Origin of the sequence: Corallibacter vietnamensis (assembly GCF_039537875.1) — a bacterium.
In the GTDB taxonomy this organism is placed as follows: Bacteria; Bacteroidota; Bacteroidia; order Flavobacteriales; family Flavobacteriaceae; genus Corallibacter; species Corallibacter vietnamensis.
On the sequence record NZ_BAABBI010000003.1, the window covers coordinates 29610 to 53770 of the forward strand.

19 protein-coding genes are annotated in these 24161 nt (G+C 31.6%); 5 read left to right on the forward strand and 14 right to left on the reverse strand.

The window, feature by feature from the left end; genetic code table 11:
• Positions 1–130 precede the first annotated feature (130 nt).
• Together ABD690_RS10630 and ABD690_RS10635 are read left to right on the forward strand one after the other, a co-directional pair.
• The gene (locus ABD690_RS10630; RefSeq protein WP_344730360.1) at positions 131–1387 is read left to right on the forward strand and encodes a GNAT family N-acetyltransferase; all 1257 of its coding nucleotides are present in this window, start codon (positions 131–133) and stop codon (positions 1385–1387) included.
• Positions 1377–2606 carry a GNAT family N-acetyltransferase gene (locus ABD690_RS10635; protein ID WP_344730364.1) on the forward strand — a complete coding sequence of 410 codons (1230 nt, stop codon included), beginning with the start codon at positions 1377–1379 and terminating at the stop codon, positions 2604–2606. The genes ABD690_RS10630 and ABD690_RS10635 overlap by 11 nt, the downstream gene beginning before the upstream one ends.
• Here ABD690_RS10635 and ABD690_RS10640 read toward each other — a convergent pair.
• From ABD690_RS10640 to ABD690_RS10655, 4 genes are read right to left on the reverse strand one after another with little or no spacing between them, the layout of a single operon-like run.
• Positions 2603–3589 carry a polysaccharide deacetylase family protein gene (locus tag ABD690_RS10640; RefSeq protein WP_344730367.1) on the reverse strand — a complete coding sequence of 329 codons (987 nt, stop codon included), beginning with the start codon at positions 3587–3589 and terminating at the stop codon, positions 2603–2605. The two genes, ABD690_RS10635 and ABD690_RS10640, sit on opposite strands and share 4 nt — an antisense overlap.
• Entirely contained in the window at positions 3589–4179 is a 591-nt protein-coding gene (locus ABD690_RS10645; RefSeq protein ID WP_344730369.1) for a sugar transferase, read from the reverse strand. The genes ABD690_RS10640 and ABD690_RS10645 overlap by 1 nt, the downstream gene beginning before the upstream one ends.
• Positions 4176–5381, reverse strand: a complete 1206-nt coding sequence (locus ABD690_RS10650) for a DegT/DnrJ/EryC1/StrS family aminotransferase (protein ID WP_344730371.1) — start codon at positions 5379–5381, stop codon at positions 4176–4178. The genes ABD690_RS10645 and ABD690_RS10650 overlap by 4 nt, the downstream gene beginning before the upstream one ends.
• Before the next feature lies 1 nt (position 5382).
• Complete coding sequence (locus ABD690_RS10655) at positions 5383–6477, reverse strand: glycosyltransferase family 4 protein (protein WP_344730373.1); 1095 nt, start codon at positions 6475–6477, stop codon at positions 5383–5385.
• Positions 6478–6576: 99 nt separating this feature from the next.
• Here ABD690_RS10655 and ABD690_RS10660 point away from each other — a divergent pair, with 99 nt between their 5' ends.
• Together ABD690_RS10660 and ABD690_RS10665 are read left to right on the forward strand one after the other, a co-directional pair.
• Positions 6577–7518 (forward strand): ATP-grasp fold amidoligase family protein, encoded by a 942-nt coding sequence (locus ABD690_RS10660; protein WP_344730375.1) that lies wholly within the window; start codon positions 6577–6579, stop codon positions 7516–7518.
• 10 nt (positions 7519–7528) lie between these two features.
• The gene (locus tag ABD690_RS10665; RefSeq protein WP_344730377.1) at positions 7529–8455 is read left to right on the forward strand and encodes an ATP-grasp fold amidoligase family protein; all 927 of its coding nucleotides are present in this window, start codon (positions 7529–7531) and stop codon (positions 8453–8455) included.
• On the opposite strand, the gene asnB (ABD690_RS10670) is transcribed toward ABD690_RS10665, so the two are convergent.
• Genes asnB (ABD690_RS10670) through ABD690_RS10705 form a run of 8 tightly spaced genes read right to left on the reverse strand, consistent with a single transcriptional unit; the run spans position 8452 to position 18947 of the window.
• Positions 8452–10335, reverse strand: a complete 1884-nt coding sequence (gene asnB, locus ABD690_RS10670) for an asparagine synthase (glutamine-hydrolyzing) (RefSeq protein ID WP_344730379.1) — start codon at positions 10333–10335, stop codon at positions 8452–8454. The two genes, ABD690_RS10665 and asnB (ABD690_RS10670), sit on opposite strands and share 4 nt — an antisense overlap.
• A gap of 1 nt (position 10336) precedes the next feature.
• Entirely contained in the window at positions 10337–11491 is a 1155-nt protein-coding gene (locus ABD690_RS10675; protein ID WP_344730381.1) for a glycosyltransferase, read from the reverse strand.
• Positions 11488–12576: a glycosyltransferase gene (locus tag ABD690_RS10680; protein WP_344730383.1), complete on the reverse strand. Its 1089-nt coding sequence runs from the start codon at positions 12574–12576 to the stop codon at positions 11488–11490. The genes ABD690_RS10675 and ABD690_RS10680 overlap by 4 nt, the downstream gene beginning before the upstream one ends.
• Positions 12577–12578: 2 nt before the next feature.
• Complete coding sequence (gene asnB / locus ABD690_RS10685; RefSeq protein WP_344730386.1) at positions 12579–14420, reverse strand: asparagine synthase (glutamine-hydrolyzing); 1842 nt, start codon at positions 14418–14420, stop codon at positions 12579–12581.
• Positions 14421–14422: 2 nt separating this feature from the next.
• Positions 14423–15529 carry an O-antigen ligase family protein gene (locus tag ABD690_RS10690; protein ID WP_344730388.1) on the reverse strand — a complete coding sequence of 369 codons (1107 nt, stop codon included), beginning with the start codon at positions 15527–15529 and terminating at the stop codon, positions 14423–14425.
• Positions 15530–15540: 11 nt separating this feature from the next.
• A complete protein-coding gene (gene murJ / locus ABD690_RS10695; RefSeq protein WP_344730390.1) occupies positions 15541–16884 on the reverse strand; it encodes a murein biosynthesis integral membrane protein MurJ in 1344 nt (447 codons plus the stop codon).
• A gap of 6 nt (positions 16885–16890) precedes the next feature.
• The gene (locus tag ABD690_RS10700) at positions 16891–17847 is read right to left on the reverse strand and encodes a glycosyltransferase family 2 protein (protein WP_344730392.1); all 957 of its coding nucleotides are present in this window, start codon (positions 17845–17847) and stop codon (positions 16891–16893) included.
• Positions 17848–17849: 2 nt separating this feature from the next.
• Positions 17850–18947 (reverse strand): glycosyltransferase family 4 protein, encoded by a 1098-nt coding sequence (locus ABD690_RS10705; RefSeq protein ID WP_344730394.1) that lies wholly within the window; start codon positions 18945–18947, stop codon positions 17850–17852.
• 503 nt (positions 18948–19450) lie between these two features.
• On the opposite strand from ABD690_RS10705, the gene ABD690_RS10710 reads away from it, so the two are divergent.
• Entirely contained in the window at positions 19451–22465 is a 3015-nt protein-coding gene (locus ABD690_RS10710; RefSeq protein WP_344730396.1) for a T9SS type A sorting domain-containing protein, read from the forward strand.
• A 59-nt stretch (positions 22466–22524) separates the two neighbouring features.
• Here ABD690_RS10710 and ABD690_RS10715 read toward each other — a convergent pair whose 3' ends face one another.
• Entirely contained in the window at positions 22525–22896 is a 372-nt protein-coding gene (locus tag ABD690_RS10715) for a hypothetical protein (protein ID WP_344730398.1), read from the reverse strand.
• Positions 22897–22899: 3 nt separating this feature from the next.
• Positions 22900–24099 (reverse strand): alanine dehydrogenase, encoded by a 1200-nt coding sequence (locus ABD690_RS10720; protein ID WP_344730400.1) that lies wholly within the window; start codon positions 24097–24099, stop codon positions 22900–22902.
• Between the last annotated feature and the right edge of the window lie 62 nt (positions 24100–24161).

Sequence of the window (24161 nt, forward strand, 5' to 3'; positions counted from 1 at the left end):
TGTTTTTGTGAAAACAGTAAAATTATGCAGTTTATATTCTATTTTATTTAATACGTCTAAAATATGATGTGTTCTTGCTTTAAAATTTTATAAAATGCTAATTTAGAGGCGCTGAATATAATTTTAAATAATGGTAAGCAATCCATTTACTTCTGAAACCTTTACCCGTGTTTGGTCTAAACACTTTAATGACTCTGAAAAAGGCTTGTCTTTTAGGTTTATTGAAGGTGTTACTTTTATTAAGCACTCCAAACTTCCTTATTATAGAAATGTTGGTGAAAAGCTAACCAATGGTATTGCTTTTAAAACATCAAGTGTAAATGCTAATGACTTTAAAGGAAAGGTGTTTTTAGTTCGTGATATTCCGTCGTATTTAAATGTTGATGATGATATTGAAAAACTGCCAGGATTGCAGTTGAAAAAAATATTTCAATACGAAGGGTATATTACTAGAGTTTCAGATTTTGATTCATTAGATGTGTATTTGAAAACAATATACAAGTCTAATACACGATCAAAATTACGAAGAAATGTAAATAGGTTAGAAGCCTGTTTTGATGTAGAATATATCATGTATTACGGTTGTATTTCAAAAACAGATTTCGATGTTGTTTTTGATAAATTTTATAAGCTTTTTGAGAAACGTTATACAGATAAAAATGAACCTTGCGGAGAGTTAGAGCCTAAACTTTGGGGATTTTATTCAGAATTAGTATATGAAATGATAAATAAAAAGCAAGCGTCATTGTTTGTTATTTATTGTGATAAACAACCTGTTGGAATCACGTTTAGTTACCATTCTCCAGATAAGCTGGTTGAGGCCTTAACGGTTTTTGATATTGACTATTATAGGTATAATATAGGTCATACAACTATTTTAAAAATGTTAGAATGGAGCTTTAATAACAATGTTGAGATTTTTGACTATACACAAGGCGATTTTGACTACAAAAAACGATGGAGTAACGATACCTACAAAACACATTATTATCTGTTTTATGATTCTAAATCTATTATTAGTCAGATTGTTGCGTTAGGTGTTGTTTCTTATTTTAATTTAAAACGTTATTTGCGAGATAAAAATTTCAATAGTACTTATCATAAACTAAAGCATAGACTTTTTAAGTCATCTGTAATTAAAGAATCTTTTGTAGAGCCTTTTATTGTTGAGATTATAGTTGAAGGTGATGTTGAAATTTCTCATTTGAAAGAGATAGATATCTATAGTTCAGGTTTTATGTCGCCGCGTAGAGCTTTGTTTGATTTTTTATATATGAATCCGCAATCTGTAAAAAATCTAAAAATCTTTAAGTCTAATAAAGATGTTGATACATATTTTGTGTTTGGAGATGCCAATGTTTTAAAAATCAGTAAAGATGTCGCATAATCCGTTTACTTCAAAAATATACCAAGACAATTGGTTGAAGCATTTTGTAGGTGGAAAAACATCTAAATCTTTTTCTTTCATAAAGGGGTTAAGTTTTTATAAGCACGCCTATTTACCTTATTATATAAATGTAGGTAAGAATTCTACTAATGGTATTACGTATCAAATAGACGCTGGTTTTGAAGACTATAAAGGCAAAACATTTCTTATATATGATGTTCCTGAATATTGTATGCCTGATAATTCTATCAATTTAAAAAAGCTAAAAAACTATAAAGTTAGACAGTACAAAGGTTTTTTAGCAGATTTAAAAGGATATGATAATTTAGAAAGTTATATGCTTGATGCATTTAGCTCAAAAAGTAGAAACAAGCACAGAAGCTCTATAAAAAAACTGGAAGCTTGTTTTGATGTTTCATACCATATTTATGATAAAACAATATCAAAAAAAGATTATGATCAAGTAATACAGGGGTTTAGGGATTTAGTTTTAAAACGTTATGATTCGCTACAGTTAGATACAAACTTGGTAGGAGAGTGGTCATTTTATGAAGAAGTTATTTATCCGATGCTAAAAAATGGGCAGGCATTAATGATAAATGTGTGTGTAGAAGGAAAGCCGGAAGCTATGTCTTTAGTTTTTGTTGAAGGCTCAAAAATTACAGGTGCAATTAAAGCATTTAATCCTGATTTTTATAAATTTAATATTGGTCATATTGAGTTAAGTAAACTAATCGAGTGGTGTTTTGAAAATGGTATAAATACATTAGATTTTTCAAAAGGGGAATATGAATATAAAACAAAATGGACAAACTATGAATACCTGTACCATTGTCATGTAGTTTATGATAGTTCAAGTTTTGCTTCAAGTATTACAGCGTTTTTTTTAGCAAAATATTTTCAACTTAAACAGTACTTACGCGATAAACGATTTAACTATTTTGTAGTTAAAATGAAGTATAAATTCAAAAATTTAAGAGGTTCATCAGGTGTGCCAATATTTAAAATTTCTTCGCTGTCAGAAGCTCTTGATTTTGATTCTTTTCAAGTTGTTGATTTAGAAAATGATTCGCAAATAAATCTCAAGCGAATAGTTTATGATATGCTATACAGAAAACAGGAGTCTATTAAAAATATCGTTATCTATAAGCAAGTATCTAACTCTAAAATATATTATATAATAGGGCGTAAAAGTCAGTTAAAAGTAGAAATTATTTAGCTGGTAATTAAATTAGCTAAATTAGACATTGTTATACTTTGATAATTGTGCGTGCTGTTTAGTTTTTTATAGTGTATAAAAATATCTTCTAAAAGCTTAAAATTCTCTTCTGTATTTTCTCCAAAGTTATGTGGGTGCCACCAAATATGATATAGTTCATTGTTTTTAGCAGCTTTAGAAAGTCCCTTTTTTATCCTGTTTACTCTTATTTTTTCAAGAAATTTTAAACTTTTGCTGTATGGTCTTAAAAATTTACTTGATGGTATATTTACCATTCCAAGGCTGTCTTTTAGGTTTTCAATGTTATAAGTGTTGTACCCTGAAATATTTAAGTAGGCGTCCATAAGCCTAAACGCTTTGTAGAATGGTTTTTCTAACTGGTTGGTGTCATAAGTGTTAAACATCCAATGATTTTCTGTGCCTCTATAGCATGTAATACCATGCTTTTTACATATTTTTAAGTAGTTTTTATTGATCTGGTTTCTAGGAAAAACAATACTTTTTATAGGGATGCTTTTTTTGTTAGCAATACGTATTGTTGCTAATAAATCTTCTTCAAAATCTTGAACTGTTTGTCCAGCTTCGTTGCAATAATAGTGGCTAAATGTGTGAGATCCTATTTCGTGTTGTGGATTGTTTTTAATTGTTTCAATTAATGTTGATGCGTAATGATAAGGATCTGTTTTTTCACAATCACCTATATTTTTTATGTATTCGTAAGGATTGAATTTTGAGTTTTTGTAATTTGGTGTTATATCAGGGCAGGACTTTAGTAGTTCTTCTTTTGTTTCGTTAAATAAAAAACCAACAGTGGCAAAAGTTAAAGCAATATTGTAGTTGTTAGCTAGCTCTATAAGTCTAGGAACTACAGCTCTAACGTTATCTATATTAGAACGGTAGTTGTTTAGTTCACGGACGTCAAAAACACCCCAAAACAACTCAAAATCAAGCGATATGACTAAATATCCATTTTTTTTCTGCATTACTTCACAATAGCTTCAATAGTTTTTACTATAATTTTAAAGTCATTAAAAATTGACACATCATTTATATATTTTTTATTTAGTATGATTTTTTGAGGCATTATGGTTTCAAGGTACAATTTTTCTGGATTGTTTGTTGTTTTTAAAAGTTCTGCTTCATCTCTAAACTCAATAGATGCGTAATCAGTTATGCCTGGTTTTACAGATAAAATTTCTTTATCAGAGTTTGAGTAATAATCAACATACTTTCTTACTTCTGGTCTCGGACCAACAAAACTCATATTGCCAATAAAAACATTAATTAGTTGCGGGAGCTCGTCAAGCTTGTATTTTCTTAAAAAATAACCAACATTAGTAACTCTAGGATCTTTGTCTCCAACAGTTAAAAGCCCTTTTTTATCAGATCCGACATACATGGTTCTAAATTTAAAAATCTTAAAATCGGTATTGTTTTTACCAACTCTAGATTGTAGGTAAAAAACAGGTCCTTTAGACTCTATTTTAAGAACAAGCGCTATTATGAGTAATAAAGGTAGGAATAAAATTAATCCTATTAAAGAAAAAATAATATCAAACAAACGTTTTATCATAAGTTTTCTTCTACGGCTTTAGCTATGGTGTTTACAATGTAATGTAGTTCGTTATCATTGAGTTGTGGGTAAATAGGTAGTGATATTTCAGCTTTGTAATTATTGTAAGCAACAGGGTAATTATTGATGTTATAACCCATTTCTTTAAATAGTGTTAATAGAGGTAGTGGCTGAAAATGAACATTCACCGCAACGCCTTCTTTAGATATAGCGTCAATTATTTTGTCTCTTTTTTCTTCAGAGATATCATGGACTCTTAAAGCATATAAATGGCAAGAAGAAAGCTTTTTGTTATCTTTGTATGGAGGTAAAACAGCCCAAGGTTTATCTTTAAAAAATGATTGATAAAACTCATAAATAGTTCTACGTTTACTTAATACAGAAGAAAAATAATCTGGTAATTGAGCAACGCCAATTGCGGCCAAAACATCAGGCATGTTAATTTTTAAACCAGGATAAATAATGTCATAACGCCAACCTCCAGCTTTAGATTTTGTAAAAGCATCTTTGGTTTGCCCGTTTAAAGAAAAACAGCGTAAGTAGTTGTACTCGTTGTCATTATTAAATGGAGAAGGCAAGTTCAAGCAAATAGCGCCGCCTTCAGCGGTTGTAACATTTTTTACAGCATGAAAAGAAAATACAGCTATATCTGTAACGCTACCTAAAAACTGATTGTTATAAGTGGCACCTATAGAATGCGCTGAATCTGAAATAATTAAAAGTCTTCCTAGTTTCCTTTGATTGTCATTTTGAGCATTAAACAATGCTTTTTTGTTATTTGCTATTTCTAAAATCTCATCATAATCACAAGGCCACCCTGCAATATCAACAGGGATTATTGCTTTTGTGTTTTTTGTAATGGCTTTTTCAATGGCTGGAAGTGCTATGTTAAAATCTGACTCCACATCAACCATAATAGGTGTCGCACCAATATGCATTACAGCTAGTGCAGTTGCGCTATATGTGTAAGCAGGAATAATAACTTCATCTCCGCTGCCAACTCCAAACCACTTTAAAGCTAGCATTAATCCTGAAGTGGCTGAATTTACACAGAGTGTATTGGGTGCTTTTGTGTGTTCTGATACTAAACTTTCAAGGCGTTTTACTTTTGGTCCAGTAGTTATCCATCCAGATTCTAAAGCATCTGTAACTTCCTGTATAACAGTATTGTTTATAAAAGGTGGAGAAAATGGAATTTTCATTTTATATAGATCGATTAATAGCTGCGTTAAAGATAGTTATATATTGTTTAGCAACATTTTGTAAACTAAACTTTTCAACGTGTTTTAAGGCGTTTTTAGCTAATTTATCAGCGAGCTCTTTGTTGGTTGCAATTTTTATCATCATATCAGCAAGCTCTTGAGAGTTTTTTGGTTCAACAAGAAGTCCTTCTTTGTCGTGCCTTGCAAACTCTCTTACACCTGTAACATTTGTTGATACGATAGGTAAACCTACGGCGCCAGCTTCTAATAAAACTCTAGAAAAACCTTCGCGGAAAGTAGGTAGGACAAAGCAATCAGATTCTAGTAATAATTCAGGTATATCATGTCTTGGTCCTAAAATATCTACAATGTCTCTGTAGGATTCTAAAATGCTTTTATTTAGTCTTTTAGAGTTTTCTTCTAGCGGACCTACAAGCAGGTATTTAAATTGGTAGCCTTTATCATGGCATATTCGTGCAGCTTCAAGTAAGTTAACAATGCCTTTTTCATATACCAATCGTGCTACGCAAATAAACGTAAAAGGGTTGCTGTTGCGTTTAGCAATTGATTTATAATAATCTAGTTCTATACCGCTGCTATAAATTAAAGCGTGATTTTCTTTATTTATAAGGTTGTTTTTTAGGTATAAATTTTTGTCATCTTCATTTTGAAAAACAGTTTTTACAACACGATTTTTCACACGTTTATGTAGCATTATATAAACATTACGTAGAAGTACACTTTTTAAAGAATTTGACATAAAAATAGTGCCTAAACCTGTGATTGTTCTTGAGATAGGTGTTTTTGTTTTAAGTAATGCTATAGGAACTAAAAACGCGGGTTTTGTATCAAAAGTGTGTATGATATCAAAGTGATTGTTTTTAAAAAAATCTCGTAGCCAGGTTATTGTTTTGTAATCTGCAGAAAAAGAAAAGTGACGTTTTAGGTTATAATGTACATATGTGACATTATCTGGAAATTGTTTAGGGCTTGTGCCTACTATGGTGACATCAAAATTTGCAGATATTAGATATTTTGACAAAGGAATTCTTTTGTCTACATCTTCGCCGCCAACTAAACAAATCTTTTTTTTCATTAATAAATTTTGCACTAAAATAACATAAGTTTTGCGTTTAAGTTACATACTGATAGTAATTTAGTTTGATTATTCAACTGGAATTTATGTTTTTTTAAAATGAAACAGTTTCTATCTAAACTTTATTACAATTCTTCATTTATTCATCATGTGATGCAACCTTTTGCTCATGGTTTTGAGTATATGCGTTATGGTTTTACTCCAGACAGAGTAAAGATAAAACGAGAATTTAAAAAAAACCTAGGTTATAAGTTAAATTTAAGTGAACCAGAAACACTTAATGAAAAAATACAGTGGCTTAAATTGCATGATCGAACAGCGTTGCATACTAAATGTGCTGATAAATTTTCTGTAAGGGCTTATGTTTTTGATAAAGTAGGAAATAGATACTTGATACCGTTAGTTTATCAAACCAAAAAAGTAAGAAATATTATTTCAGAAAACATTCCTGATTACCCTATAATTATTAAAACAAATCACGATAGTTCCGGAGGTATTATAGTTCGTGATAAATCACATGTAAACTGGGATCTTGTCCAGAAGAAACTCAATAAAAATTTAAGTGTTAACTATTATTATAGATTTAAAGAATGGCAATACAAACACATTGAAAAACGCATTATAGTAGAAAAACTACTAGCTGATAATCAAGGAGCTGTGCCATTTGACTATAAATTTCATTGTTTCCACGGAAAAGTTGTGTTTATTCAAGTAGATATTGATAGATTTACAAGTCACAAGCGCAATATGTATGACAGAAACTGGAAATTACTGCCGTTTAATTGGTGTAATTTTGTTGATGGAAAGCCAAAATTAGAAAATGGTAAATTGCTGAAAAAGCCTGAAAGTCTAGACGAAATGATTGCTGTTTCAGAAAAACTTTCAGAACCATTTAAGTATGTTCGTATTGATCTTTATGATTTAGAAGGCGATATTTATTTTGGCGAAGTGACTTTTCATCCGTGTAGCGGCGCAAAAGTGATACATCCAGTTGAATGGGATTACAAATTGGGTGCTATGATTGATTTACAAAAAGAATGATTTTTACACAATGACAAGCCTACTTTCAAAACTTTATTTTGATACGGTTTTGGGACATAAAATGATACAACCATTTGCTAAATGGTATGAATACTTAAGATTTGGATTAATACCTGATAAGGTGAAAATGAAACGAGAATTCGTTAAAAACCTTGGTTATGAACCTAATTTTGAAGACCCAAAAACGTTTAATGAAAAAATTCAATGGTTAAAACTAAATGATAGAACTCCATTGCATACACAATGTGCTGATAAATATGCTGTTAGAGCTTATGTAAAAGAGCGTATTGGAGAAGAGTATTTGGTTCCATTGGCATTTGAAACTCAAAATGTAAGAGACATTATCCCTGAAAATTTACCAGATTATCCATTTATAATAAAAACCAATCATGATAGTTCTGGTGGTATTATTGTAAAAGATAAAAATGCGGTTAATTGGGTTCAGGTTCAAAATACACTTGATAAAAACAGAACAGTAAATTACTACTACAGGTTCAAAGAATGGCAATATAAGAATATTGAAACACGAGTTATTGTAGAGAAACTATTACAGGATAGTGATGGCAATATTCCTATGGATTATAAAATGTATTTTTTCAATGGAAAACTAAAATTTACTCAAGTAGATATGGGAAGGTTTGATGGTGAGCGCGGAAGAAACTTGTATTCAAAAAAATGGAAACCATTAAAGTTTATTATAAAGCGCCCTAACGGTAAGCCTATACAAAAGCCAGAGCGATATAAAGATATGATTAAGCTAGGAGAGAAGCTGTCTAAACCCTTTTGTTTTGTAAGAGTAGATTTTTATTGCTTTGATGGTAAAATATATTTCGGAGAATTAACATTTCATCCATCGTCTGGACATTGTAAATTCAATCCGAAAAAATACGATAAAAAACTAGGAAAGAAGCTTAAGCTTCATGTAGCAAAAGTTTAATCTGTATAAATGTTGCAGTACCATTTTTGAAAGGTGTAATACGTCCAGACTTTATAGCTATTATCTTCTTTTCCAGACAAGTGGTTGTTGACTAATGTTTTTATGAAGTCTATATTAAAAATATCTTGCTTTTCTAGAAACTTTGTTTCTATATAGCTTTCTAGTTCCTTTTTTAGTCCAGCTCGTAGCCAATCGCCAACAGGAACAACAAATCCTTTTTTTGACTTATCTAAAAAGCCTTCAGGAAACTCGTGTTTAAAAGCTTCTTTTAAAATATGTTTTTTGTCCCAGCCTTTAAGTAAATAGCTTTCAGGTAAGCTGTTAGAAAACTCCCAAAGTGTTTTGTTTAAAAAAGGTGCTCTGCACTCTAAAGAGTTAAGCATGCTTGTTCTGTCTACCTTTACAAGCATATCGCCTTCAAGACTCATGTGTCTGTCAATCTCTCGATAGTCAGTTAGTGAATTGGGTTTTTCAACAAATGTTTTATAGTAACTGAAGGTGTTTGTGTTGGTGTATTCAGGCTTTAACAGGTTGTTGGTTTTATTTTCAAAGCCTAAAGAGATAATATTCCAATAGTTGTCACCTTGATAATTTACTGCGTTTATAAGTTTTTTCAGCTTAAAACGTTTTCCTCTATTATCATCTTTTGTAGCTAGTAGCGATGTTAGAATGTCTTTGGTGTTTTTATGTATAAACTCCGGAATAATACGCGTGTACTTTGTGTTTAGTTTTCCCATGTAGTACTTGTTGTAACCACCAAAAACCTCATCGCCGCCATCTCCAGTTAACGCTACTTTTACAAAGTCTCGGGTTTTTTTAGAAACTAAATACGTTGGTAATGCAGAAGAGTCTGCAAATGGTTCGTCAAAATTTAAAAGAATTTCATCAATATGAGATTTAATATCGTTTTCAGATAAAATAAACTCATGATGATTGCTGTTTATTAATTTTGCAACTAATTTTGATTTATCAGTTTCGTTAAACGAGGCTTTTTCAAATCCAATAGAAAAGGTGTCTATTTTATTTGAAACAATTTTAGAAAGTCCTAAACTCACTATAGAAGAATCTACGCCTCCTGAAAGGAATGTGCCTAAAGGTACATCACTAACAGAGCGACTTTCTATGCTTTCCATAACCAGACTATTAAGTGTAGATTTAGCTTCGTTAAATGGTAAAGAGCTTTTTTCTTTACTTAATGTGTTGTTTATTTTGTGAGTGCTGTAAGTGTGAGTTGCTAAATCAAAATCTATGTAATGATTAGCTTCAAGCTTAAAAACAGAATCATAAATAGTAAAAGGCGCTGGAATGTAAGTGAGTTTAAAAAACAAGTTTAAACCGTTTTTTGAAATATGAGGTTTGTTAGGAAGGCATTTTATAATTGACTTTAACTCTGAAGCCCAATAAAATTCAGAATTTGTTTGGGTGAAATAAAGTGGTTTCTCTCCAAAAAAATCACGTGCAATAAATACTTTATTTTTGTTTTTATCATGAATGCTAAACGCAAACATACCGTCAAGCAGCTTGAAACTATTTTCGCCTTTTGTCTCGTAAAGTTTTAAGATTACTTCTGTGTCACTTTGGGTTTTAAAAGTGATGCCTTCAGCTTCTAGTTTTTTTCGTAGTTTTTGGTAATTATAAATTTCTCCGTTGAAAACAATAGTAATTGTATTATTTTGATTTGAAATAGGTTGCTTTCCCGTGCTTAAATCAATAATAGAAAGGCGTCTCATAGCCATTCCAATACTATGAGTTTCGGAAATATCTGTATAAAAACCGTCTTCGTCTGGACCGCGATGATAAATCATCTGATTCATTTTTGACAATGTATCAGTGAGATTATTGGTGTTGCTTTTTGATATCAATCCGTTTATTCCACACATATTATAAACTATCAATTAAATTTTTAACATGTATTCCAATATTAGATACATCATAAGTTTTAGCGCGCTCAAAGCTTAATTGGCTGTACATATTTCTAACATCGGCATTTTTCTGAAGATATTTTATTGCTTGAGATAGTCCAACAGCATCATCAACATTTACTAATAGTCCGTATTTAGCTTTTACAAACGAACCAGAAAGAATTTTTACTTTTTCGTTATCATTTAGTAACTCTAAAGGTCCAGACATACAATTTGTGCTTATCACTGGTAAGCCAACAGACATAGCTTCAAGTAACACGTTTGGAAAACCTTCTGTTAGTGAGCTTAAAATAAAGCAATGATTATTGATAATATGTGTTTTTATACCTGTAACATTACCGTGAAACGTAATGCGTTTTTCAACATTTAATGTTTTTGATTGGTTTTTTAGAATCTCATCAAGCGGACCATCTCCGTAAATATCTAAATAAAAGTTGCTTGATAATAGACTGATACTTTCTATAATACTTTTTTGGTTTTTTACTTCAATAAGTCTTCCTACTGTTACAACTTTAAAAATATCATCTAAATCTGTATACGGTTTAAGGTTAGGTTTTTTGCTTTCGGTTAAAATGGGATTATAAATTACTGATGTATCTATTTTAACGTTGTAATTGGTAATTAAGTCATTATTGATATAAATTGAATTTGAAAAAAGCTTATCATTCTTATTGTAAAAATATGGTATTAAAAGTTTTGTAAGAATAGAAGTGGCACCATGATTGTACATGATAGAAGGGAAGCATCGCTCACTAATAATTGTTTTTATACTTGGGTTTATCATTTTGGCAATGCCGTTCATAATATTTTGGCGCACTAAAAACGAAACGGACACTTCTATACCTTCTTTTTTAAGCACTCTAGGATATTTAAATAGAAATTTAAAATTATCTAAAAGTCTTAAGAAACGAGAGGTTTTGAAAGTTTCTCCATCTTTAGAAAGGATAATAATTTTAGCATTTTTATTTATAGGAAGTTTAATCTCATTATACAGCAAAATAAGAGTTACATCAAAGTATTTTGTAAGCTCATCAAGTAATAAACTAACAACTTTTTCTGCACCGCCAAAGCCAATAGCAGAAACAAAAAGGGCTATTTTTCTTTTTTCTTTCATGGCTTTTTATGTATTAAACTTTTGAACAAAAGTTCATATTCTGTTATTATTTTAGACTTATTGAATCTAAATTTTACTATGTCACTTACAGTTTCTGGTGTAAATGTAAAATCTGTATTTAAAGCATTTAGCTTTTCAATGTAAGCATCTAGGGTATTCGCAATGTAACCATTTTTTCCGTTTTCAATGATTTCATCTAGACCTCCAGGCGCATTAAAAGCCAGAATAGGTGTTCCTACAACGCAACTCTCAATAAGTACATTAGGGAATCCTTCAACATAAGAACCTTGTAAAAACAAATCACTTTCTGCTAGGTAGGTTTCTACGTGCTTTGTGAATGGCACATAGTTTACTTTGCTTGTTAGTCCTTTATTTTCAATATTGTTAAAAATAGTTTCTTTCTCTACGCCATTTCCTATAATGGTGTATTTAAATGGGAAATCAACTTGAGATAAAGCTTCAAGAATCCTGTCATGTCCTTTTTCTTTACTCAACCTACCAATGGTTATAAAATGTATAGGTTTTGTAAAATCTCTTGCAATTGGTTTTGTTTGAAATGTATTGGTAATAGGATTATTTATAAGGGTTGTTTTTTCTTTTTTAACACCATAATTTGTTGTCATATCGTTTTGCATGTCTTTAGATTGACAAATGATTTTATCAACAAGTTTATAGCCGGTTGTTACCATCCATTTAGGGAAAATAGATTTAGTATACGGATTATGCTTTGCTAGCACAGACAACACATTGGCTTCTCTAGAAACAAATTTAGTGCGTCTGAAAAAGGGAGACATAAACGCTATAAGTGTGTTGAGATGCACAATAGAGCTTACAACAATATCAGGTTTGTTTTTCCTGAAATAGTGAAATAGACTAAAGAATGATTTTAAAACACGTGGTTTATTTAAATAAATAACATGAAGATCTTTTGTGTCGTAAACAGTGTCTTTTTCGTAGCCAACAACTAGCAGCGTAGCATTAAATTTTGACCTATCTAGATGAAGCGCAACAAAAGACAAAATACGTTCTGCACCACCAGGAATAAGTGATGGAAGCACAAAAGTTATATTTATTTTTTTCTCCATAATTAAACGATGTTATAGCTTTTATTGGCGTTTAACCATTGTTTTAAAACCAATAGTTTCCAAATTAGCGGGTATCTGTTCCAGCTGCCATTCATGTGCTGTTTTATGCGAATAGAAACTTCCTTGTGATTAATATTTGGAATTTTTTTAAGCTCATCATCATTAAGTTCACTTAAAACATAATCTTTTAAATCATTTTTAAACCATTCTGAAAAAGGCATTGTAAACCCAGCTTTTGGTCTATCAAAAATATGTTTAGGCACGTGTTTGTAAAGAACATCTTTTAGTATACGCTTTTGATTAGTTCCTTGATACTTAAAATCTGTAGGTAATGATCTAGCAAACTCTACAATGCGGTAATCCATTAAAGGAGCACGTGCTTCAAGTGAATAGGCCATTGTTGCGCGATCTACTTTGGTGTTTATATCCCAGTTTAAATATGTTTTTAAATCAAAATCTGAAATGCGTTCTAATAAGTTTTTACTATGATGTTTTAGATATTCCTTTTCTGAAATATTTAAAAAATTATCTTGAGTGTTTAGCCAAGAAAAATCAACATCTGTAGCGGTTGCAACATATAAGTCTTCTAATGATGCATGTTTGAGTCCGTTGGCAATCATTTTTAATCGGTAATGAGGCATGGCTCCAGCAATATTGGAAGATAATTTTCTAATAGTATTAGGTAGCTTGTAAATTGATGAAACTTGTTTCATCCATTTATAGCGATGATACCCAATAAAGCTTTCGTCGCCACCATCTCCAGAAAGTGCTACGGTAACTTTTTCTCTTGTGTACTTTGCTAAAAGCATAGATGGTATGGCAGAAGCATCAGCAAACGGTTCATCGTAATATGTGTTGAAGTTTTCAATTAAATCTAAACCTTCACTATAGTTACACTGAATAACATGATGATCTGTATTTAAATGGTTGGCTACTTGTTGCGCGTATGTACTTTCGTCAAATCCTTTTTCATTAAACTTAACAGAGAAAGTCTTTACTTTGCTTGTTGTCGTTTGTGTTGCAAGTGCCGAAATTACTGAAGAATCTATACCGCCAGATAAAAATACACCTACAGGAACATCGGCAAATAATCGAAGGGACACAGCGTCTTTTATCAAGTTGTTTAAAGTCTCTTTAGCATCATTATAGTTTCCGGTAAATTTGCTAGGCTCTTTATTAATATCCCAATACGGCTCTTGTTTTAAGGTTTTGGTTTGTAAATCAAACTCTATAGTATGTCCTGCTTTTAGTTTATTTACTTCATTAAAAATTGAAAACGGATCAGGAATAAATCCCCATGCTAAATAATAACTAATAGATTTGCTAGAAATGGTTAGGTGTTTGTTAAATAACTGAATAGACGATATTTGACTAGCAAACTCAAAATCATGACCATTAAAATAGTAGTAAAATGGTTTTTGGCCCATTCGATCTCTGGCTCCAAAAAGTTTTTGCTTATGCTCGTCATATATAACAAACGAAAACATACCGTTAAGTTTGCTTACAAAGCTATTTCCATATTCTAGATATGCTGCACAAATTACTTCGGTATCGCTCGTTGTTTTAAATTGATAGCCATTTTTAACTAATTCTTTTTTGATACTTTGGAAATTATAAATTTCACCATTAAAAACAATATGAATTTTTTCTTGATATGTAAATGGCTGATTAGACCTTGCATCTAAATCTATTATGGCAAGTCGGTTGTGACCAAAAATCACGTTTTTGTCATTACCAAAATACTCAAAACCTAATTTGTCTGGTCCTCGAAAACTGGTGCGTTCAAGCTTTTGTTTTACTTGATTTTCGTTATATTTTATGGTTGTTCCGTAAATTCCGCACATACTTAATACGCTAATATTTGAGAAACATCTTCTTTATGTTGGTCACGAACTTTATTATATAACCATAACGACACAAAAAGGACATCATATTTATCAAAATAATTATGAGCTACCATAAGATATCCTATGAGTGCCATAGATAAATAGGTAAACTCTTGATTTGTTGAAAATAATTTCAAGCTTCTTACAAATAGGGCTAAATATATTATCACAATTAATAGAAATGCTAATATACCTGCTTCACCTAAAACCATTAAAAAAGTGTTGTGAACACCATATTCAACACCTGCTAATCCAGAATCACCTCGCATGGCCTTATAGCCAGCTCCAATAATGGCATTATTGAATATAACGTTTGAATACATAGCCCAAGTTTCGTCTCTGGAGCCTTCAGTGATGGTTTGTGTATCTACTTCTTCATTACTACTAAAAATGCTGTTTAATGCAGAAAAGCGTTCTTTATTAAGCTGAAGTGTAGATGCTGTTAAAATCACTATCATAGCAGCACTTCCAACCACAAATGTTTGTATGTTTCTTTTGTCAGCAAAAAGTGATGCTAGATTAATTAGTACTAGCATTAATATAAATGATCTTGATAACGTGAAAATTCCGCAAATAATGAATGCAAATTGAATCACTAATCTCAATTTGTATGAATTAATAATATAGGATATGGCAAAGCCAAACAAGCATATAAATCCAGCTTTATTCGGGTTTATATAAAAACCACTATATCTACCAAATACGTTAGAAAAGAACAAAGCATTTACGGTGATGCTTAAAGCGCCTATAAGCAGAAATATTAATAATTCTTTGTCAGTTGTGTCTTTAGAAACTTGATTAAAACAAATAATAAAAATAAAAAACCTAATTACATCTTTAAAAAATTCATCAGTGATTCCCGAGTAGTTCAGGCCAGCAAAGGTGAAAAAGCAAAGTCCTAATATGATAAACGGAAACGCTGGTTTTGATTTTTTTGAAATGAAAAAATATAATAATGATCCAGCTAATAAAAACATGCTTGTTAGTGCTCCCAATGAGGGACTAACATACTCCAAACTAAATGTGGGTACATTTAGAAGAGCAATAGCTAACAATATGTATTTCATTATTTTCATTGTTAGCTTGTTAGTAAATGTTTTTGCTTATTAGTGTATCCATAAAAAACAAATATCTTAATTACTTGAATAATAGTTGTGCAAAGTGCAATACCAATTAGTCCTAGCCAATTCATAAAAGCAAAATCTAATATGATATTTAGCAACATAGCTCCAAAAGATACGTAAGCCATAAAAGCGTTTTTGTTAATGCTGGTTAAAAACTTCACAAATAAATTTCCGCAAATAGCAAAAGGAACACCTATTAAATAAATCACCTGAATTTTAGAAACAATACTTGTGTCTTCAGATGTAAAGTTATCTCTTTCAAATAACATTGTTACAATTTCGGTAGAGAAGAAGCTGGCTATTAATACAATTCCTAGAATGCCTAAAAAAGTCCATTTTATTACCCAGTATAAAGTTTTGAATGCCTTTTTAGGTTCATCAAGAGTCATTTTTGAAAAGTAAGGTAATAGCACATTGCCTAAAGCAAGTATGAGAATTGTTGTGAAAAAAGCTGGGATTTTCATACCGTAATTAAGTGCCGCAATAGAGCCAACAAGAAGTTGTGCTGCAAAATACTGATCGGTTACAGGGATTAAACCTGTTAAAAAACCAGAAGACACTTTAGCTGGTACTTGCCTAAACATAGTTATAGCATTCGTGCTTTTAAAATCCGGTTTTGCGAATTTTAAAATATGCTTTTTTAATGCTACCAAAGCAAGAAACACTAACTGTATTGTGCTTCCTATTAGCATGCCTATTGCCAGTACAGCTTCCCCAAAAACATCTTTGTAAAAAACAATGCAGATAATCATTACAACCGATGTAATTATTGGATAAATAGAAGAATAAGCAAACTCATCATATACATTGAGTAGGCCACTTACTAAAGATGTTAACCCCCAAAGTAGGATACATGGCAACAAATAATAAAACTGAAGTTTGATTAAGCGATAATAGTTATCAGTATGCCCAGAATAAAAAAGCTCTAAAAAAACATCAGTAAACAAGTAAGCAATAAGCATAAATACCACCGATGTGATTAAGGTTATTGTAAAACTTGTTGATTGAAAAGCAGCAATATTACTACTATTGGCCTTTTTTTCAGCAATATAATTAGGAATAAAAACAGATTTAAAAGCACTTAAAAATACTTGATTAACAAATCCAGGAATTAAAAGTGCTATAAAAAAGGTGTCTAAAATTTCAGATAAGCCAAATTCCCCAGCAATAACAACTTCTTTGTAAAAACCAAAAACCTTAACGATAACAGATACAACACCAACGATTATAATGTTTGTTGCTGTTGAGTTGTTTTTTATTCTATTGAATAAGTTTTTTATGTATGCAGTAATTTTCAAATGTTGTTATGTGTTTTTAAGTAAACTTTTAAACGGCCATCCTAATAAAAAAAGCGTTTTAAGTCGTTTAGAATCTATAGCTTTCCAATAGTCGCTAAAATTAAAATCTAAAAAATGAGCAGCTCTCAATAAGGTAAATACGCGTTTTAAAAATAATTTCGGGTATTTACTTATGTAGTCTTTATAAAACCAATTCATAATACTTAACGAGTAAATAGCCATTCCGTAGGCGTCTTTTTCATGGTTTTGAATAGAAATAGCATTTTCACTATCTAAATAGTATATGCGTAAAACATCATTAATATATTTTGTTTCAAAACCTTGTTTAGCAATTAGTTCCCAGATAATCCCTTCTGGAATGTATCCTTTTGAGAATATATCATCATTAACACAAATACGTTTTAAAACACTTGTTTTTGTAAATCCCCATTTTTCGGTAGCTTCAAGATGTTCTAATTGTTTTATAAATGTATTGCTGTAATATGGTTGTGTTTTAAACGGTTTGCCAACCAGATTTCCATTTTGATCCTTACATAAACAAGTAACGCCACTAATTTTTTCTTTTTTGTTTTCAGGAATGCTTTTGTATGCATTGTAAAATGTTTCCAAAGCATCAGGTGTACATGCGTCGTCAGAATCAAAAGGAAGTATAAACTGACCTCTTGCTTCTTGTATGGCTTGAATAAAACAGGCCATTTTATGACGGTTTTTTGTGTTGTTTATATAATTTACTGGAAAGTCAGCTGTTTTAATAAGGTCAGACGCTACTTGGTGTGAATTGTCTTTAGAGCCATCATTAATCAAAACAAGCTCAAAGTTTTTAAAGGTTTGAGCTTTTAATGAGTCAAAAACACGATGTAGAGTTTCTGCACGATTATAAACAGGAGTGAAGATGGTGAAAACATAGTCGTAATCTGTTTCTTCCTTATTGCTGTATGTTGGTAATAGTGCTTTTAGTGACATATTTATTTAGATAATAAAGAAGTTATTAGTTTTTTCCATTGATTAGTTATGTAATCTACTTCAAAACTCGAAGTGCTTTTTTTAGCTTCATCACCAATAGTCACGCGTTTTTCAGGGTTTTCTATAAGTAACCTTAATGTATTTTCTAACGCATTATCATCATCAACAGGAATTAAAAAACCATTTATATTATTTTCAATTAATTCTGATGGTCCTGAAGGACAATCTGCAGAAATGCAAGGTAAACCAAAAGCCATAGCTTCAGTAAGTGCATTGGGAAACCCTTCATATCTAGAAGGAAAAGCAAAAATACTAGCTTTATTGTAATGGTCGAAAACGTTATTTATGTTTCCTAGCAACGTAACGCTGTTCTGTAAATTTAGTTCGGTAATTAATGCTTTATATTTTTCTTTATTTTTACCAGATCCTATTAGCTGAAGTTTCCACTCTTTTGGCTGTATTTTATGAAAAGCTTTAATAAGAGCTTCTTGATTTTTTTGATTTGTTAATCGGCCAACATTTAAAATGATTTTTTCTTTTTCAACAGAAGAATCTCTGTTTTTTAAAAGCTCTGGCGCTAACGGATTTCTAATAATTGTAATTTTTTTAGGTTTAAGAAAACTTTCAAAATATACTTTTATATCATGAGTTTGAACCACTAGATTATTTGAGAGCGGATAAATAAACCGTCTTACTTTACGCCAAAAATTATTAAGACTACTATATTCAGGATGAATACGTTCGCTAACAATGCATGGAATATTTAAAAGATTTGAGCTAATTATAGTGTAGATATTTGTAGTAGACATAAACCCAATGGCAATATCAATTTTATGTCTTTTTAGGAGTTTGAAAATTGTGTATATAAAACCAAAAAGATTTTTAACAGACAGAAAAACGCTAGCATTACCGCTATAAGAATTTTTACAAGAAACAACGTTTACAGAGTTGTTTAAAGGGTAAAAGGGCTTGCACTTATATAGCGTAATTATAGTAATATCAAATTGCTCTGAAAGGCTGTTTGCTAGGGTTGATACAACACGTTCAGCTCCTCCAGAGGTTAAGCTTGAAATAATGAATGCAACTTTTTTTCTTTCCAAATTTTAGAAATTATCTTAATGTGATGATGGTTAAACAGTTGTCTTAAACAAAAGCAATTTATATTTAGTCTAAAAGTATATATTTTCCCATGACAACTATAATTAATTAGATTAAGTTACTAAATACCATTATGAAGTGCATTTATAAAATTTGTAGGTATTTACTTAAATAGTTTACAGTGTTTTTAAGTTGTTGATAACGTGTTGATTATTTTTTTGTGATACATAAAATCCAAAACGTAAATTTGCAACGTATATAGATAGCTTTCCATTTTTCAATTACAAGTTCTCTTACAAAGATTTTATCGATTAAAAGTGTAAAAAATACTACAAATTACATTTTTTGTAGGTAATTTTTTGCAAAAACAATGCATTTCATCGAAAAGTATTATTCAGAATAATAAAATAAATGTTTGATTCAATAGTTTAGCATTGATTAATAGCAATTTAACCCAAATATGAACGATATATGTAATGGTAAATTTCTTGAAAAAAGAAATTTAATGAAAATTGTATTTTTTATAACTATTGTATTTTATATTAATGTAAACGGACAAAACTATCCGCCACAAGAGCAAATTTCTGATGTTGATTATCGAGACTACAATCCGCCAAGTGGTGATTTTCCAGAATACCTTGAGCCATTTACTGAATCTCTTTCAGGTAGTACAGTAACGCGAATAAGTGATAGAAACGAATTTGGCGTTTCTGGTCAGCGATTACGTCACAATTACAGTAAAGACCAAACTTGGAATAGTGATGGTACCCTTATAAAGTTAGCAGGTTATCCTTCAGCAATTTTAGATGGAGAAACTTATGAATTCCTTTATTGGAGTGATATACCTAGTTATGGTCGTTGGAGTAACACACAGCCTAATATTATTTATGGAACTTCAGGTAGAAGTTTTGTAAGTCATAATGTAAATACAAATCAGCGTACAACACTGCGTACTTTTAATGAATATAATAGTGTTGATTTTGGTTATGGTGAAGGTAACCAAGATAAATATGATAGATACGTAGGATTAATTGGAAAACGTGGTGGATCAGACATCACGTTAATAGTTTATGATATACAAAATGATGTTATCACAGGAACGAAAGATATTGATAATGCTGGTGATTTAGATTGGTTTTCGGTATCACAATTAGGTGGTTTTGCAGTTGCGCAATGGCATGCTAACGGACTTGGAGATAAACAGGGTATTAAATCTTACAATATTAATCTTGAAAATGAAATTGATGTTTACGCCACAACACAACATGGTGATTTGGGTGTAGACGCGTTTGGTAATGAGGTTATTGTTGAGTATGGAAATGAACCTGAATGGGATGAAGATCATAGCTTATATATGGCGCGATTAGATGGAGGTGGTTCTACATTACTTTTTCCTTACATCAATGGTAGAGGAATTTGGGGAGGACACATATCAACAAGAAATTTAGATAGACCAGGTTGGGCTTATATAAGTGAGCAATGTTGTCCTAATAATCCAGTAGCGCCAGCCGAAATGTTTGCTATTAAGCTAGATGGTTCTGGAACAATAGAACGTTATGGAAAACACAATTCTGAACCATCTACATATTTACATGAAACTCAAAATGTACCTAATAGAAACGGAACAAAAATATTGTTTGCGAGTAACTGGTTTAACGATTCTGTCTCTAATCAAGATGCGCCGCCAGCTTTTGTTTTAGAATATCCTCAAAATGCTGTTGGTTTAAGTGTAAATGCCGGCGATGATGTTGTTATTTGTCAGGGTGAAAGTATTACATTAACAGCTACAGGAGCAGGAGGAAACATGTATTCTTGGAGTAATGGAGGCAGTTCTCAAAGCATTAATGTGTCTCCAAATGAGACTACAACATTTACAGTTACATTAACTAGTTCTTCAGGAATTCAAGTAACAGATGATGTAACAGTTACTGTAAATCCATTGCCAAATGCTAACGCTGGAGATGATATAACAATAAATGCAGGTGAGAGCGTTCAACTTACAGCTTCTGGTGGTGATACGTATGAATGGAGTACAGGAGAAACAACGCAAAGTATAGAAGTTTCTCCTAGTGAGACTACATCGTATTCTGTGTTAGTTACTAGAAATGGTTGTTCTAGTTCAGATGCTGTAACTATTACAGTTGATCAAAATGTAATTCCAGTTGTAGCTAACGCTGGAGAAGATACAGTTATATGTCAAGGTGAGTCTGTTGTTTTATCAGCATCTGGAGGAGATTCTTATGTGTGGAGTACAGGAGAAACTTCGCAGAGTATTTCTGTAAACCCTAACGGTACTACAACTTATACAGTGACAGTTTCTAATGGAGAAACTTCAGATTCAGATGATGTAACGGTTACTGTAAATCCATTACCAAATGCAAATGCAGGAGACAATGTAACTATATCTTCAGGAGAATCAACAACGTTGACTGCTTCTGGAGGAAATGCTTATGAATGGAGTACTGGAGCAACAACTCAAAGTATTGAGGTTAGTCCAGAAAGTACAACATCATATTCAGTTATTGTTTATCAAAATGATTGCTCAAGTTCTGATGAAGTTACTGTTTTTGTTGAAGAATCTGTTGTTGTTAATGCAAATGCCGGTGATGATGTTGCTATTTGTCAAGGTGATATGGTAACTCTTACAGCTTCAGGTGGAGAGACTTATTTATGGAGTACAGGAGAAACAACACAAAGTATTGATGTTTATCCTAGTAGCACATCAACTTATTCGGTTACAGCTTATATTGGAGAATCATCTGATACAGATGATGTTTTGGTGACTGTAAATCCATTACCCGTTGCAACTGTTAGTAATGATGTAACTATTGAAGAAGGACAAAGTGTTACGCTTTCTGTATCTGGAGGGAATGATTATTCTTGGAATACAGGAAGTACAAATCAATCTATCACTGTGAGTCCTTCTCAAACAACGATATATAGCGCAACTGTTTATTTAAATGGTTGTTATGATACTGAAACTGTTACAGTAACTGTCGTTCCATTAGTTAATGCAAATGCCGGTGAAGATGTCGAAATATGTTCTGAAGTAGAAACAGGTGAATCTTCTGCTACGCTTGTGGCTACTGGAGGCCTATATTATGAGTGGAGCACAGGAGAAACAACACAAAGTATCGTGGTTAGCCCAAGTGTTACAACCGAGTATCAAGTTATGGTTTCTAACGGATTTTCTCAAGAAATGGATGCTGTAAATGTTCTTGTAACAGACTGTTTATCAGTTGAAGAAAATGAAGCTCAAGTAGTAAGACTATTTGTTTATCCAAACCCGGCAAGTGATATGATAAATATTAAACTATCTGGTGTTGTTTTAACTCAAACTACATTTAGTATTTATGATTTAGTGGGTAGACAAGTATTATCAGGAGGAATAGGAAATATAACCAATAATGCAGCAGAACAAATAAAAACACTCAATGTTTCTAGTTTACCAAGAGGCGTTTATTTGATGAATATAAACTTTAATGGTCGTACTGAAACAAAGCGAATTATTCTGAACTAATTAAACAGTTTAATTAAAAAAGAAAGTCAGCTATTCAAATTTAGAATAACTGACTTTTTTTATTCCCAAGTTATTTTTTGAATTGTAACAATGCTATCACAGTTTTCAACTGTTATAGACACATTTTTATTCTCAATATCCTTTTCAATAGCATATAGACCGCAAGGTTCATGTCTGGTATCACTATTAGAAAAATTCACATCACCTTTCTTTAATATGGTGTGTAAAGTTGTTGAGTCTATTTTTTTGTTAAGGATATCTTGTTGAACGATTTCGCTGTAAACAAAACGTTTAGAGTTTATGTTTTTAATTACACGAGCTTCAGGGCCATAATCGCATGACACATCTTTGCCATTAAGAAAGAAGGCTAAAATAACCAAGCCTATTGAAAAACCTCCAAGATAAAAACCTATACGGTGTATTAATTTCATGAATTAGAAAATAAGTAAATTGATATCACTATGCTTTAAATCGAACCATTCACCAACAGATTTATTGGTTAAAATTCCGTGATAAAAATACAACCCATTTTTTAAACCTTTGTCAAAACGTAGAGAATTTTCTAATCCACCATCATCAGCAATTTTTAATAAATAAGGCGTAAATATATTACTTATTGATATAGAGGCAGATCTAGAGTATCTAGCAGGGATATTAGGTACGCAATAATGTGTAACGCCATGCTTTATAAATGTAGGATGCTTGTGAGTTGTTACTTCACTGGTTTCAAAGCAACCTCCCATATCAATACTGACATCTATAACAACAGCACCTTTTTTCATGTTGCTCACCATACTGTCGTTTACTAAAATAGGAGCTCTGTTTTTGCCTCGAACAGCGCCTATAGCAACATCACAGCGCTTTAATGCTTTTGATAAATTTTTAGGTTGTAATGTTGACGTAAAAATTGTGCGTCCTAAATTGGTTTGTATACAACGTAATTTTGTTATAGAGTTATCAAAAACTTTGACATTAGCACCAAGCCCAATAGCACTTCTGGCTGCAAATTCTCCAACAGTACCAGCCCCTAAAATAACAACTTCAACAGGAGGTACACCACTGATGTTTCCAAACATTAACCCGTTGCCATTATTTACGTTGCTTAACAACTCCGAAGCAATCAGAACAGAGGCTGTTCCTGCTATTTCACTTAATGATCTAACTGCTGGATATGTACCATCTTCATCTCTAATAAACTCAAAAGCCAGTGCTGTAATACGTTTAGCCGCAAGTGTTTCAAAGTATTTTTTACTTTGAGTTTTAAGTTGTAATGCAGAAATAAGAATGGCTTGCGGATTAATAAGTTGAATTTGATCTAGAGTAGGAGGTTCTACCTTTAGAATCATGGGACAAGCATAAACTTTTGCAGTATCTTTTGTTATTTCAGCTCCAGCTTCACTATAATCTTTATCACTAAAATTAGCGCCCTTTCCTGCTTCAGACTCCATAAGTACGCGATGCCCGTTACCTACTAATGCCGAAACGGCATCGGGAGTTAGGCAAACTCGCTTTTCTTGAAAAGCAGTTTCTTTAGGAATTCCTATAAATAACGAACTTTTATGTTTTAAAATTTCAAGTGTTTCCTCTTGTGGAATAAGCTGTTGCTTGGTGAAAGGAGATAAAGGTTTAGACATTTTTTTGACTGGTTAATTCAATAAGTCAAATTACGAATAAATTTTTGAATGATTTGTAAACC

What these genes read in the sequence shown, in the direction of transcription:
- ABD690_RS10630 (WP_344730360.1), top strand. Translation starts at nt 131, where the DNA reads ATGGTAAGCAATCCATTTACTTCTGAAACCTTTACCCGTGTTTGGTCT.
- ABD690_RS10635 (WP_344730364.1), top strand. Translation starts at nt 1,377, where the DNA reads ATGTCGCATAATCCGTTTACTTCAAAAATATACCAAGACAATTGGTTG.
- ABD690_RS10640 (WP_344730367.1), bottom strand. Translation starts at nt 3,589, where the DNA reads ATGCAGAAAAAAAATGGATATTTAGTCATATCGCTTGATTTTGAGTTG.
- ABD690_RS10645 (WP_344730369.1), bottom strand. Translation starts at nt 4,179, where the DNA reads ATGATAAAACGTTTGTTTGATATTATTTTTTCTTTAATAGGATTAATT.
- ABD690_RS10650 (WP_344730371.1), bottom strand. Translation starts at nt 5,381, where the DNA reads ATGAAAATTCCATTTTCTCCACCTTTTATAAACAATACTGTTATACAG.
- ABD690_RS10655 (WP_344730373.1), bottom strand. Translation starts at nt 6,477, where the DNA reads ATGAAAAAAAAGATTTGTTTAGTTGGCGGCGAAGATGTAGACAAAAGA.
- ABD690_RS10660 (WP_344730375.1), top strand. Translation starts at nt 6,577, where the DNA reads ATGAAACAGTTTCTATCTAAACTTTATTACAATTCTTCATTTATTCAT.
- ABD690_RS10665 (WP_344730377.1), top strand. Translation starts at nt 7,529, where the DNA reads ATGACAAGCCTACTTTCAAAACTTTATTTTGATACGGTTTTGGGACAT.
- asnB (WP_344730379.1), bottom strand. Translation starts at nt 10,335, where the DNA reads ATGTGTGGAATAAACGGATTGATATCAAAAAGCAACACCAATAATCTC.
- ABD690_RS10675 (WP_344730381.1), bottom strand. Translation starts at nt 11,491, where the DNA reads ATGAAAGAAAAAAGAAAAATAGCCCTTTTTGTTTCTGCTATTGGCTTT.
- ABD690_RS10680 (WP_344730383.1), bottom strand. Translation starts at nt 12,576, where the DNA reads ATGGAGAAAAAAATAAATATAACTTTTGTGCTTCCATCACTTATTCCT.
- asnB (WP_344730386.1), bottom strand. Translation starts at nt 14,420, where the DNA reads ATGTGCGGAATTTACGGAACAACCATAAAATATAACGAAAATCAAGTA.
- ABD690_RS10690 (WP_344730388.1), bottom strand. Translation starts at nt 15,529, where the DNA reads ATGAAATACATATTGTTAGCTATTGCTCTTCTAAATGTACCCACATTT.
- ABD690_RS10700 (WP_344730392.1), bottom strand. Translation starts at nt 17,847, where the DNA reads ATGTCACTAAAAGCACTATTACCAACATACAGCAATAAGGAAGAAACA.
- ABD690_RS10710 (WP_344730396.1), top strand. Translation starts at nt 19,451, where the DNA reads ATGAAAATTGTATTTTTTATAACTATTGTATTTTATATTAATGTAAAC.
- ABD690_RS10715 (WP_344730398.1), bottom strand. Translation starts at nt 22,896, where the DNA reads ATGAAATTAATACACCGTATAGGTTTTTATCTTGGAGGTTTTTCAATA.
- ABD690_RS10720 (WP_344730400.1), bottom strand. Translation starts at nt 24,099, where the DNA reads ATGTCTAAACCTTTATCTCCTTTCACCAAGCAACAGCTTATTCCACAA.